The organism is Streptomyces natalensis ATCC 27448 (genome assembly GCF_000935125.1).
In the GTDB taxonomy this organism is placed as follows: domain Bacteria; phylum Actinomycetota; class Actinomycetes; order Streptomycetales; family Streptomycetaceae; genus Streptomyces; species Streptomyces natalensis.
On sequence record NZ_JRKI01000035.1, the window covers coordinates 42,223 to 52,888 of the forward strand.

General features: G+C 68.1%; 22 protein-coding genes. 14 read left to right on the forward strand and 8 right to left on the reverse strand.

All coding sequences use genetic code 11. The features are described from left to right. Positions 1-136 precede the first annotated feature (136 nt). The 3 genes from SNA_RS42840 to SNA_RS28115 form a co-directional block, all read right to left on the reverse strand. Positions 137-391 (reverse strand): hypothetical protein, encoded by a 255-nt coding sequence (locus tag SNA_RS42840; RefSeq protein WP_157880125.1) that lies wholly within the window; start codon positions 389-391, stop codon positions 137-139. 49 nt (positions 392-440) lie between these two features. Next, on the reverse strand, positions 441-692 hold the full coding sequence (locus SNA_RS28110; RefSeq protein WP_044367356.1) for a hypothetical protein: 252 nt from the start codon (positions 690-692) through the stop codon (positions 441-443). A gap of 1,010 nt (positions 693-1,702) precedes the next feature. After that, on the reverse strand, positions 1,703-1,975 hold the full coding sequence (locus tag SNA_RS28115; RefSeq protein ID WP_198535150.1) for a hypothetical protein: 273 nt from the start codon (positions 1,973-1,975) through the stop codon (positions 1,703-1,705). A 70-nt stretch (positions 1,976-2,045) separates the two neighbouring features. Here SNA_RS28115 and SNA_RS44840 point away from each other — a divergent pair, with 70 nt between their 5' ends. The 7 genes from SNA_RS44840 (at position 2,046) to SNA_RS44850 (ending at position 5,089) form a co-directional block, all read left to right on the forward strand. Further along, positions 2,046-2,177 carry a hypothetical protein gene (locus tag SNA_RS44840; RefSeq protein ID WP_275042036.1) on the forward strand — a complete coding sequence of 44 codons (132 nt, stop codon included), beginning with the start codon at positions 2,046-2,048 and terminating at the stop codon, positions 2,175-2,177. 549 nt (positions 2,178-2,726) lie between these two features. Continuing rightward, on the forward strand, positions 2,727-2,900 hold the full coding sequence (locus SNA_RS42845) for a hypothetical protein (RefSeq protein ID WP_157880126.1): 174 nt from the start codon (positions 2,727-2,729) through the stop codon (positions 2,898-2,900). Continuing rightward, entirely contained in the window at positions 2,897-3,124 is a 228-nt protein-coding gene (locus tag SNA_RS28120) for a hypothetical protein (protein ID WP_030064155.1), read from the forward strand. Before SNA_RS42845 ends, SNA_RS28120 begins: the two co-directional genes overlap by 4 nt. Beyond that, on the forward strand, positions 3,121-3,285 hold the full coding sequence (locus tag SNA_RS43445) for a hypothetical protein (RefSeq protein WP_198535151.1): 165 nt from the start codon (positions 3,121-3,123) through the stop codon (positions 3,283-3,285). The genes SNA_RS28120 and SNA_RS43445 overlap by 4 nt, the downstream gene beginning before the upstream one ends. A gap of 6 nt (positions 3,286-3,291) precedes the next feature. Further along, positions 3,292-3,657: a hypothetical protein gene (locus tag SNA_RS28125; protein ID WP_063752428.1), complete on the forward strand. Its 366-nt coding sequence runs from the start codon at positions 3,292-3,294 to the stop codon at positions 3,655-3,657. Positions 3,658-3,794: 137 nt separating this feature from the next. Further along, on the forward strand, positions 3,795-4,625 hold the full coding sequence (locus tag SNA_RS44845) for a DNA primase family protein (RefSeq protein WP_157880127.1): 831 nt from the start codon (positions 3,795-3,797) through the stop codon (positions 4,623-4,625). Beyond that, positions 4,619-5,089, forward strand: coding sequence for a hypothetical protein (locus SNA_RS44850; RefSeq protein WP_051877167.1), 471 nt, complete (start codon positions 4,619-4,621; stop codon positions 5,087-5,089). Before SNA_RS44845 ends, SNA_RS44850 begins: the two co-directional genes overlap by 7 nt. 127 nt (positions 5,090-5,216) lie before the next feature. Here the strand turns inward: SNA_RS44850 and SNA_RS28135 are convergent, their stop codons facing one another. Continuing rightward, complete coding sequence (locus tag SNA_RS28135; protein ID WP_030064156.1) at positions 5,217-5,546, reverse strand: hypothetical protein; 330 nt, start codon at positions 5,544-5,546, stop codon at positions 5,217-5,219. Between the two features lie 262 nt (positions 5,547-5,808). Here SNA_RS28135 and SNA_RS28140 point away from each other — a divergent pair, with 262 nt between their 5' ends. From SNA_RS28140 to SNA_RS28150, 3 genes are read left to right on the forward strand one after another with little or no spacing between them, the layout of a single operon-like run. Next, entirely contained in the window at positions 5,809-6,171 is a 363-nt protein-coding gene (locus tag SNA_RS28140; RefSeq protein WP_157880128.1) for a hypothetical protein, read from the forward strand. Further along, positions 6,168-6,503 carry a hypothetical protein gene (locus SNA_RS28145; RefSeq protein WP_030064158.1) on the forward strand — a complete coding sequence of 112 codons (336 nt, stop codon included), beginning with the start codon at positions 6,168-6,170 and terminating at the stop codon, positions 6,501-6,503. The genes SNA_RS28140 and SNA_RS28145 overlap by 4 nt, the downstream gene beginning before the upstream one ends. Beyond that, on the forward strand, positions 6,500-6,940 hold the full coding sequence (locus SNA_RS28150; protein ID WP_044367358.1) for an excisionase family DNA-binding protein: 441 nt from the start codon (positions 6,500-6,502) through the stop codon (positions 6,938-6,940). Before SNA_RS28145 ends, SNA_RS28150 begins: the two co-directional genes overlap by 4 nt. Here SNA_RS28150 and SNA_RS28155 read toward each other — a convergent pair. Further along, the gene (locus SNA_RS28155) at positions 6,925-7,209 is read right to left on the reverse strand and encodes a hypothetical protein (protein ID WP_030064160.1); all 285 of its coding nucleotides are present in this window, start codon (positions 7,207-7,209) and stop codon (positions 6,925-6,927) included. The two genes, SNA_RS28150 and SNA_RS28155, sit on opposite strands and share 16 nt — an antisense overlap. 191 nt (positions 7,210-7,400) lie before the next feature. On the opposite strand from SNA_RS28155, the gene SNA_RS28160 reads away from it, so the two are divergent. From SNA_RS28160 to SNA_RS28170, 3 genes are read left to right on the forward strand one after another with little or no spacing between them, the layout of a single operon-like run. Continuing rightward, entirely contained in the window at positions 7,401-7,646 is a 246-nt protein-coding gene (locus SNA_RS28160) for a hypothetical protein (RefSeq protein ID WP_030064161.1), read from the forward strand. Further along, a complete protein-coding gene (locus SNA_RS28165; protein WP_030064162.1) occupies positions 7,643-7,963 on the forward strand; it encodes a hypothetical protein in 321 nt (106 codons plus the stop codon). The genes SNA_RS28160 and SNA_RS28165 overlap by 4 nt, the downstream gene beginning before the upstream one ends. After that, positions 7,960-8,352: a hypothetical protein gene (locus tag SNA_RS28170; protein WP_030064163.1), complete on the forward strand. Its 393-nt coding sequence runs from the start codon at positions 7,960-7,962 to the stop codon at positions 8,350-8,352. The genes SNA_RS28165 and SNA_RS28170 overlap by 4 nt, the downstream gene beginning before the upstream one ends. A gap of 53 nt (positions 8,353-8,405) precedes the next feature. Here the strand turns inward: SNA_RS28170 and SNA_RS28175 are convergent, their stop codons facing one another. Then, the gene (locus SNA_RS28175) at positions 8,406-8,807 is read right to left on the reverse strand and encodes a hypothetical protein (RefSeq protein WP_157880129.1); all 402 of its coding nucleotides are present in this window, start codon (positions 8,805-8,807) and stop codon (positions 8,406-8,408) included. Positions 8,808-8,906: 99 nt separating this feature from the next. On the opposite strand from SNA_RS28175, the gene SNA_RS28180 reads away from it, so the two are divergent. Beyond that, positions 8,907-9,131, forward strand: coding sequence for a hypothetical protein (locus SNA_RS28180; RefSeq protein WP_030064165.1), 225 nt, complete (start codon positions 8,907-8,909; stop codon positions 9,129-9,131). 57 nt (positions 9,132-9,188) lie between these two features. Here the strand turns inward: SNA_RS28180 and SNA_RS28185 are convergent, their stop codons facing one another. Continuing rightward, positions 9,189-9,782: a hypothetical protein gene (locus SNA_RS28185; RefSeq protein ID WP_030064166.1), complete on the reverse strand. Its 594-nt coding sequence runs from the start codon at positions 9,780-9,782 to the stop codon at positions 9,189-9,191. Positions 9,783-10,067: 285 nt separating this feature from the next. Then, positions 10,068-10,666 (reverse strand): IS6 family transposase (locus SNA_RS28190; protein ID WP_044367360.1); only part of this gene is annotated, 599 nt, incomplete at its 5' end.

Genomic DNA, 10,666 nt, shown 5'->3' on the forward strand with positions numbered 1-10,666 from the left:
ATGACCGAATACCACTCACCCACTCAGATGTTCACGTGTTCTTCTGGCTGACCGGCGTCTGACGTGCAAGCTCCTCGGAGAGCGACCTGTGCAAGCAGTTCATACGTGCGCGGCTGCCCGACGGGTGTGCGTGGTGTCACCTTTGCATCCGGGTTCGGCTGGTGGGGCCTGAGGAGCTCGCAGAGCGGGGAGCTGCAGTAGTGCGCGCCATAGGGGAGGAGTTTCGTTCGGGGTAGAAGCCGGGAAAGGTGTTCTCGTCGACGACGATCGGCACACCCTGGTGAAGAATCATGTCGAAGCCGATGATCTGCGCCCCGATCGCCTTCTGCGCATGCGAGGCCAGTTCCGCATGGGCGGCTGGCACGTCACACAGATCGACGCTGCCGCCCACTCCGGCAAACTGCTGCCGAAGAACAGCACCATCCAGCTGGAGTCACAGCTCATTCGAGGACTTCGGACCGCTCTCGAACCTGGTCGTCCAGCTTGCCTTCCTCCAGATCGCTAAGCGCGGCTGCGTATCCGGCCATGACTGCTTCGTGCACGAGGTCGTGGACGTCTACGGGGATCATCTCGTAGACACCGGAGCAGATGTTCGCGGCTGCGTCGTACGCAGGTCGGTAATGCGGATCGCGGATACCGGCGCCCAAGTGACTGACAAGGTCGCGTAACGCATTCCTCTGATCATCGCTCATGTCGGCTTCGATACCCTCACGCCCTGATCGGGAACCGCTTTAGGAGCGAGGCTGGGTCGTCGGGCGCGGGACCTTCGACTTCGCTAACCGAGCTAGCAGGCACGAGTGCGTCCGCTAGCTACCCCTGTTGACCGTGGCTGACCCCTGAATCTGGCACGACTGTGGCACGGGGCCGCCCGGCGGCATGCTGCGTGCCGGCCTTCAGCCTGTCGGCCCGAGTTGCTCTCGGGTCACGCCAGATGATGTGGGTTCTCCGCTAGCCCAAGAGAGCCCGAACCCTCCCTGACTTGCCGTCAGAAAAGTCAGCATCGGGTCAGCGCCAGCCCTGCCAGACCGGGCCGCACGCTGCCACACCTGCACATGATCGAAGGGCCGTGAAAAGTCCGTCTGACCTGCATGTTTGCCGCTCAACCAGGGAAGATCGTAGAGTCGCTCCCCCAGGGGCATGCAGGTGTAGTCCATGTCCCCGCGAATCCCCTAATTAGGAATTAGCGAAATCCGCAACGTTCTTCGCGTTCTCCAAGAAGAGTGTCAACTCAGGCAGAACTGTACCCTATTGGCGGATTAATGATCCCGCTGGCGCTATCAAATCATCACAAGATGGCACAGAGTTCTCGCTGAAAAGTCAGCAAAAAGTCAGCATCGCTCCCGACACTCAAAGCGACTCGGCGAACTCGGAGCGTTTCCCAATCTGCTGTGCCAACCGTCTCCACCAAAGGCTTCCACACCCCCCAGCACAGCCGTAAGCGCTTCCCAGCCTGCCTCAGGACGGGCGTGTAAGGCTGCAGCGGAAGTTCGGAACCGCGCAGTGGCAGCCGTAGTGTGCGGGCAGCGCGGTCAGCGATGGCTGCTCACCGCTGACCCGTGCGGCATTCGTCGACTGCCTGGGCGATCATTCGGTACAGCTCGAATCCCAGGCCCTTGCCAGCCGCGTGGAAGGGTTCGGGGCAGAGGCCGGGAAGGTGCTCTCGTCGACGAGAATCGGCGCTCCGATCGCCTTCGGAGGGGACTCACTCGTCGGCGCAATGCTGGTTGCGGGGGCGTTCAAAGGGTACGCCGGGCAGGGTGATGCTGGAGAGCTGGGGTGTCAGGTTGGCGCGGTAGCGGCGGATGCCGAGCATGCGGTGTTCCAACTCCGCTGCGAGCATGACGTCCGCGATGTTGGTGCAGTCGGGGACCGTCTGCACCAAGGCTGCGACCGGGTGGTCACCGATGAGTGGATACTTGCGGATCCGGCGGAACTGCCACATCGGGGTGGGTTGTGGGGCCGCGTGCCCTCGCACTATCCATTCCTCGCGTGCCGGTGTGTGGTCGTTTGTCTGGCGTTCCGCTTCGACGTTTAGCACCCCCATTTTGACACCCAGCGTGAAGCGCGCCACCCTCGACGAGACCGCCGACCAGGTAGCCAAGGGGAAAATGACCGTGGCCATGGCCGCTCGGATCGAGGCGCAGTTGCTACCCGAGGCCGAAGCCCTCGAACGGTAAGCGGAGGAGGCCAGCACCGCGCCCGTGCTGCGGGGGCTCATCCGGTCCGATGTGGCCGACATCTGGCCGACGCTGCCTCTTACCCAGCAACGCGAGGTGATCAAGGCACTCATGGACGTAACCATGCTGCCGAGACTCACGGCGAAGGACCCCGCGTTTCAAGTCGGTATGGAGTCTCGAAAGGAACTCGGCCGACGCCTGCGCGCCATACGGCGCGCCTACGGGACACGGGGAATGACGCATCGGCGACTCTCCGAACTCACAGGCTGGTCCGTCCACAAGGTGAGCAACGCAGAAAGCGCCCGGGGATGAATCACCGCCGACGGCGCCTGTGGTGCTGTCTGTGTGCTGCGGAATCCGAGGCTGACGAACTGGCCGCCCTTGTTCCGCCCGAGACAACCAAGCGGGTGCGATCCGGCGCCCGTATCCGGATCACCTGGAAGCACGACCTGTAGACCCGACACCCACCTCACACCTACGCCGAACGGCCACGAACCCCCGCGGTTCGTGGCCGTTTCGCATGCCCAGACACCGTGGAGGTACCGACCCATGAGCGACACCTCGCCGAAGAACCACGCCCGCCCCGCCGACGACTACGCCGACCAGATACGGGCGTTGGTGGACGCCGCGCCGCCGCTGAGTGTGCGGCAGCGTGAGCGGCTGCGCCTGGTCTTCCGCGCCCGTCCGCACGCCACTACCTGCACCAGACAGGCAGCAGCATGACGGACCCCGCCATAGCCCCGGCGCGACGCCATGCGGCCGACCGCCTGCCCCCGCTCGCCTGCGGGCACCGTGACCCACTGCTCTGCCCGACCGCGCCGCCCGGCCCGAGCACCTACAGCCTCACGCCCGCCCAGCTCGCCGCCGAGGTGGCCCGGTGCCGGGGGCGGGGGTGGAGCGAGTCCGACCTCGCCGCCCGGTTCGACACCCGACAGGCCGCCCCGTGAGCACCGCACGGACCACGCATCGCCCCGCCGCGCCGCCCAGTGCCCGCCTCTCCCCGGCACCGCCCGAGACGATCGCGCACGACCCGGTAGCCCTGTGGGCATCGGCCCAGGTGACCACACTCAACGTCCGGGACGCTCCCGAGTACGGCAGTCCCGCATGATGCGCGTTGCGCGCGAGCGACCCGCGCCGTTCGGTCGCGATCCTCACCGCCGCCGAGCAGTGGCGCCGCCACAGCGCGCGTGAGGCGTGGCTCTACGACCTGCTGACCCACGATCCCGAGCAGTGGTTCGCGTACGTCACTGCGGACGCCAACGACCACGCCCGCACCCTCGTGGGCGGCCTCGCCCGCCGGCCGACCCACGACGAACTCGCCGCCCGCCGCACCGTGCGCGCCTCCGCACGTCCGGGCGTGGCTACCCCCGGCTGGCCGCCCGTCGCCACCCCCGGCCGCCCCGGCTGGTGGCGCCACGTGGGCCCGCGCGGCGAACAACTCGACCTCCCCCACAACCACCCCCAGGAGAAGGCCCGTTGATCCCCGACACGCCCGCCCCACCGCTCGACCCGGCGATACGGATGCTGATCACCCCGCCCACACCCGCCGACACTCCCCCGTCCGCCGCGCCATACGCGCCACTGCCCGGCCCCGAGCGGCACCGCGGACACCTGCGCATGGCCGAGCGATTCCTCACTGAGCACGCCGACCACCTACGCCACGTACACGGGGTGGGCTGGTTCCGCTGGGACGGGGCCCGCTGGTCCGCCGACGAGCAGCGCGCCGACATCGAGGCCGCCGTCACCACCGTCAAAACCGCCCTGGCCGACCTCAACCGCCTCACCGGCCAAGAACGCGACGCCCTCTACAAGGACATACGACGCTCGGAATCCGCCGCCGGCATCGAGGACATGCTGCGCATCGCATCCGCACTGCCGCCGATCTCCACCCCGTCCAAAGCACTGGACGCCGACCCACACCTGTTCAACACCCCCACCGGCACCGTGAACCTGCGCACCGGCAGCGTGCAGCCCAACGACCGCGGCGACCTGATCACGAAAGTCTCCGGCGGGCACCTCGCTCAGGGCACGGATGCCGAATGGGCCGCATTCCTCGCCCGCATCCTGTCCGATGAGGAGGTGCGCCGTTTCGTTCAACGCCTGTTCGGTTACGCCATGTTGGGCGAGGTCCGTGAACATGTGATGCCGATCTTCACCGGCACCGGCGCCAACGGCAAAGGCACGCTCCGCGACGCGCTCATGTCGGCCTTTGGCGACTACGCGATCGAGGTCGATCCGGCGATCCTCATGGAGTCCAAGCACGAGCGGCACGGGGCGTTCAAGATGCGTCTTCGTGGTGCCCGCCTCGCGTTCTGCTCGGAGACCGAGAAGGGCCGGCGGTTCGCTGAGGCCACCATGAAACGCCTGGTCGGTGGCGACCCGATCGAGGCGAACCTCATGCACAAGAATCCGATCACGTTCGACCGTCCCACACGCTGGTCATGCTGACCAACTTCCTGCCCGCCGTCTCCGGTGACGACCCGGCCGTGTGGCGTCGCATCCTGGTCGTGCCGTTCGACGTGACCATCCCCGAGCACGACCGCGACCCGGGACTGCCCGACCGGCTCAAGCGCGCGGCCCCCGCCATCCTCGCCTGGGTGCAACACGGTTGGCGCGACTACCAGGCCCAGGGCTTGAACCCTCCCGAGGCCGTACGCATGCGCACCGCCGCCTACCAGGCCGCCAGTGACGCGCTGGCCCGCTTCCTCGACGAACGCGCCATCATCACCCCCCATGGCGCCGTCAGGGCCCGGGATCTGTTCACGGCCTGGTCGCGCTGGTGCCACGACAACGGCGAGACCCCGGGGGAGCGAGGTCACGTTCGCCGACTCGATGGCCAAGCGCGGACACGAGAAGAAGAAGCGCAGCGCCGGACAGTTCTACCTCGACTTGATGCTCGCCGGAACCGATGACGAAAGCCCCTGACTAGGCAAGTGCAGGGTAGTGGCGGGTTTCCCGGTTCTTCCCATGCCTGCGCACGTAGGGAGTTTCGGAAAACCCACCACAACCCTGCACCGCGCCCGTCGTCGGCAGGCTTATTCAGGCCGTCTCAAAGGTGGTCTGTTGGATTTCGAACATGATGAACTCCGCGGGACGGACCGGGGCGATGGCAATGTGGCACGTCACGATGCCCTTGGCCTGGGTAGCCGGCGGGTTGTTCTTCTCGTCGCATTGCACAGCGAACGCTTCCTCGGCAGAGCTGCCCTTCAGCACCCCCTGCTTCCACTTGCCGTGCAGGAAATCGCCCACGCTCTCCTTATGGGCCGCCAGCGTCTCCGGCGTCACTTCGGAGCCTTCAAAGGGGACCGACCCCTCGATTCCCTCCTTCAGTCCCTCCACCAGGACGTCGTCCACTCCCGGGATTTCCATGCCTTGCCCTCCTCCGTCTCGAAACCACTCGACCGGATCGATATCTCCCCACCAAGCGAAACGAGCGAACGAAGACCACCCGACTGCGTGACCCCAGGTTTCGACCTTGACGCCGTGCCCCTCGTAGAGACATCCCCGACCGCCGAATGTCCGCCCGCGTCGTTCGGCGTCTCGCGCCGCGTGCGCGAGGCCGCACCCCGCCCCGCACCGCGACCGGTCGCACCGTACCCGCGCGCGGGAGACCGATTGGAGTCCAAAGACCGTGACCAGTAGGAACCGCCCCGCCGCCGTGCTCGCCCTCGCCCAAGGACGCACGAACGGACAGGCCGCCAAAGCCGCCGGAGTCTCCGGCCGCACCATCTTGCGGTGGCTCGACGACCCCGCCTTTCAGCGCGAAGTCGCCGACAACCGGACCGAGTTGCTACGCCTCGCCGTCGGCCGCCTCGCCGCCGCATCGACGAAAGCCGTTAACGCCCTGGTCAACGCCCTCGACAACGAACGCGGGCAAGCGCGCGTGCAGGCCGCCCGAACGCTGCTCGACGCCTGCCTGTCACTGCGCGAATCCCTCGACCTCGAACAGCGCCTCGCCGTCCTTGAAGCCGACGAGGAGGGCCGCCGCCGATGAGCCGCGCCGACCCGCTATCCCGCCGCCTGGTCGCCGTCGAGAAACAGCGCGATGGCCGCCGCCTCATGCACACCCACCACCTCACCGACGGCCGCACCGTGCGTCTGCCCACCCTCGACGTACTCGACGTCTTGCACGACGGCCTCGCCCTCGGCGGCCAGCACGTCACCGAGCCACCGCCGACCCTCGTCCGCACACTGGCCCAACTCGACGCCGAGCATGACACCTCGATGATGGGACGCCTCACCCGCGCAGTAGCCGCCGAGTGGTGCGCCGCCTACGACCAGGGGCGCCCCGTGGCGCTCTACGGCGGCCAGGGGGCTGACACATGAGCCACCCCGATACCGACGCTGAGCACCTGACGCGCGCCGACGGGGCCGTGATCGTGCCTGCCGCGGTTGCCGGTGACGTGCTGCGCGCCCTCGTACGCGACCTGACGGCCCGCGTGCGCGCCGACGGGGGCGAGGTGACCTCCGGCATCCGGCGTGTGCTGTACGCACTGCACACGGCCGCACAGCGCGCCGAGGTGTTCGATTCCGTTACCGCGCCGTTCGATCGCGCCGCCTCCGCTACCGGAACCGCGGCCCCCACGTCGGCCACGGTGTGTGTAGCTGAGGCCGCCGCCCTCATGGGCTGCTCGACTCGGCACGTCCGCACCCTGATCGCCGCCGGCCGACTTCCCGCCGACCGCGTCGGAGCGCGCGTGTGGGCCATCGACGCCGACGCCCTGAACCACTACCGCCACCACCGAGGTCAGAGCGCAGCATGACCACCGCGACCACGACCACCGACCGGCCCGAGCAGGCGCCCGAGATCAAGCAGGCCGAGCAGGAAGTAGCCGAGGCCGAGCAGTTGCTCGCCGCACTGGAAGAGCGCGTACGCGACGGAGACGAACAGATCACCGCGCAGCAGGTCACCGAGGCGCGCGAGCTGGGCCGGTTCGCCACGCTGCGGGCCGAGGCCGCCCGCCGCAAGGCCGAGCGCGCCGCCCAGGCCGCCGCCGAGCAGCGGCGCACCAAACGCCGCGACCAGGCCCACGCGTTGGCCGCGCCCGGCGGGCCGCTGGACGCCGACAGCCTCTCCGCCGCGTACATCGCCGCCCGCGATGCGCTGCGCGCCTTCGTCACCGCATCCGAGAGGTACAACTCGCCATCGCCGAGGGCGCGCGGCTGCTGGCCGCCGCCGGAGTCCCCGACAGCACCGACGGCCACCAACCCGAGTTCGGCGCCATGGGCTACCGCCGCACGCGGTCGCTGCGGCTCCCCGACGGTGCCGAGGTCTCCGCCACCGGCACCGGCATCCGCCTGTCGGTCCTGCTCGACGACCTCGACACCGAAATGCACACGATCCCCACCGGGCACTTTGAACCACGGTTCGTGCACACACCGATCCGCGAGCAGGCCGCCCGCGGCCGGTACGGCGGCCCCCACCTGCACCTGATCACCGTTGACCAGAAGGCCGAGGCCGCCCAGTGACCGAGCCCGCGCACGTCACCGCCGACAACTTCCACCAGGACCAGGCCACCCCGCGCCCCCGCGTCCAGGAAATCGGCAACTACCTCTCCCCCGCCTACCAACAATGGGCCGAACAGGTCGAGCGCGACACACACCCGCCCGTCGAGACCTTCCAACTACCCATCACAGCAGCAGCGTTGGAATCCATGAGTTACGCCGACCGCGTCCGCGTCTATACCGAAGACGTCGCCTTGTACGACCGGCTCACCGGCCGCACCGCCGCATGCCCCCCGCGCACCGCCAGACTCCACCCGCCGTCCAGGAGACACCACCCGTGAGCACCGCCACTGTGTACCGCTCCCAGTGGGACGACCGCACCCCCGCCGACCGCCGCATCCCCTGGCGCAAGATCACCGCACCTGACGCCCGCTCCGGGCCGCTGAGCACCTATCCCACGATGGGCGAGCGCGGCATGGTGCACACCGCCCCGTGGTGGGTCGAGGGCACCCTCTACACCGACAACGCCCGATGGCTCGCCCTCATCCACGACCAGGCCCGCAAGACCGGCGAGCAAGCCACCGAGGAGGACGCGCCCGACAGTCCGCCCGGCGACCACCTCGCCGAGGTCGACGCCCTGCGCCGCTACGCCGAACGGCATGGCCTCACCCCCGCCCGCACCCCGCCCCTCGACACCGACGGCCACCCGCTCCACATCCGCCCCTACTGAACCGCCCCCGAATCCAACGGAGTTGACCCCATGCCCTCCCTTACCGGCCCCGACTACATCGACGCCAACACCGCCACCCACCGACTCAAGCAGACCCGCAAGACCGACCTTTCGAACTGCGCCGCCGCCTGGATGCCGCACTGGGCAAGGCCCGCACCTTCCGCGACCCCGACCTGACCAACGAAGCCAACCACCGTCGCCGCGCCGAACTGGAGCGCGCCGCCCGCAAGCAGGCCGCCGCCGGCCTCGACCGCATCCAGCGCGAAACCGACGCCGCCGCCACCCTGGTACGCACCGTCGCCAACAAGGCCACCGCCGCCCCGGCCGGCGACGCGGCCGAGCAGCTCCTCGCCGAGACCCGGCAGACCCGCGCATGGGACCGCGCCCGCGCACTGCTCGACACCGGCCGCACCCTGCCCGAGGTCATCAAGGGCGCCGACCTCGACACCCTGCACGCACTCCGCACCGAACTGCCGACCTACCTCGCCACCCAGCAGACCAAGCCGAGCGGCCTGGCCGGTGCCGACTTCACCGAACCCGACCCCACCCGCGCCGTGCACGCCGTCGAACGCGCCCTCGCCGACCGCCTACCCAAGCCGCAGGGCTCCGCGCTGCGGGCCCGCCTCGACCTCGACGAACTCGAACCCGGCCTCCGCGAAACCCTCGCCGACCTGCGCCGCGACGTCGACGGCACCAGCGCCCCCGACAACGGACTGCGCACCGCCATCGCCGCCCGCCTCGCCGACCAACAGGCCGCCGCCGCGCTCTCCGCCGAATAGACCACCTCGACACCACCCCGCGCCCCGGCACGGCCCCCGCCGACCGCGGCGCGGCCACTATTCGACGATGTCCTGGATGGTAATGATCCCCCTTGCGAGCAGAACCCGTCGGATGCGCTCAGCGATGTTGAGATCCAGACGGTTATCGAGGGTTTTGTACGTCTCAAGCAGGTAGAGCCCCTCCTCTTTGTTTGCCACCAGAGACTCGGCACCCGGAAACGTAATGGCCCGGAACTCCTCTTTCAGAGTGGAAAACTTCTTCCACAGATACGGGGCAATATCCGGGTTTTGCAGGAGATACTCGTTGATCTGGACACGGTAGAAGCATTGCAGACGGCGCGGCGTCAGCTCACCAGGGTCGATTTTCGATTGCAGGCTCAGGTCGTCTCGGACGTCGAACTCCTTGTAGATGGTCTTGACGTTGATCGTCTCGCCATTCATGATGAACTCGCCGAAAACCTTGTTTCCGGACCCCACAACGGCGGTCTGAATGGCGCAGAACAAAAGCATCTTCATGCCACCCTTGGCCATGATGGTCTTGAGGATCTCGCCGTCCGAGTAGCTGTCCGTCGACACAGGCTGGAAGCCCTTGAAGTCGCTGATGGCGACCAGATCCTTCAACTGCTCCTTGTCAAAGTATTGCTGTGTCATGGCTGGGTGACTCCCTGTCCTCGTCCCTCGGGTGCACGCTTCGGCCCGTCCGCGAGGCCGGTTCCTCGCGACCTTCCCCGAGGGCCGGCTGGGTAGGCCGAGCAGAGGGTGGATTCATCCAGTGGAGGGAACGGTGGCTAGACCTCGCCCGCCTCGGACTGGATCGCAGGACCGCGGACGGTACCCCGGCCGGGCACTGTAGGTGCCGATGGCGTTGTCAACTTGTTGGGCTGGCGGGTTGGTTGAGGTGTGTGGGTCGTGGTGGGGCCGGGTGACGGCCCTGGTTCACGCCGCCGTGGGCAGGGTGGTGACGCCGGTGATGCGGTCCCAGACAGCGAAGCGGACGCTCATCTCGGCCCGGTACTCGGATGCGGCCATCAGATGGCGTCGGGGCCGGAAACGGGGCGAGATCTGACTGAATGAGGCGAGGAACTTCTGGGCCGACCGGGGTAAGCGGAAGTACTTCATCGCGCGTTCGCGCTGGCGGGTGGGCTGATGCGCGTTCTCCGCCCGGTTATTCAGCCCTTTGTGAGACCGGTGTTCCACCGAGCCCATCAGTTCCCGGTGAGCCGGCCCGTAGGAGCGGTACTTGTCGGTGACCAGCACCCTGGGTACGCGGCGCTGCTTCTTCATGAGCTTGGCCATGAACCGCTTCGCGGCCTTCGCGTCCCGCTTGGACTGGACCAGGATGTCCAGCACGTTGCCGTCCTGGTCCACCGCGCGCCACAGGTACTGCCGCACCCCGCCGACCTTGATGAACACCTCATCGAGGTGCCATTTATCGCCGGCCTGCGGCCTGCGGCGGCGCAGGGCGGCCGCGTACTCGGGACCGAACCGGTCGCACCACTGCCGGACGGTCTCGTGGGAGACGACGACCCCGCGGG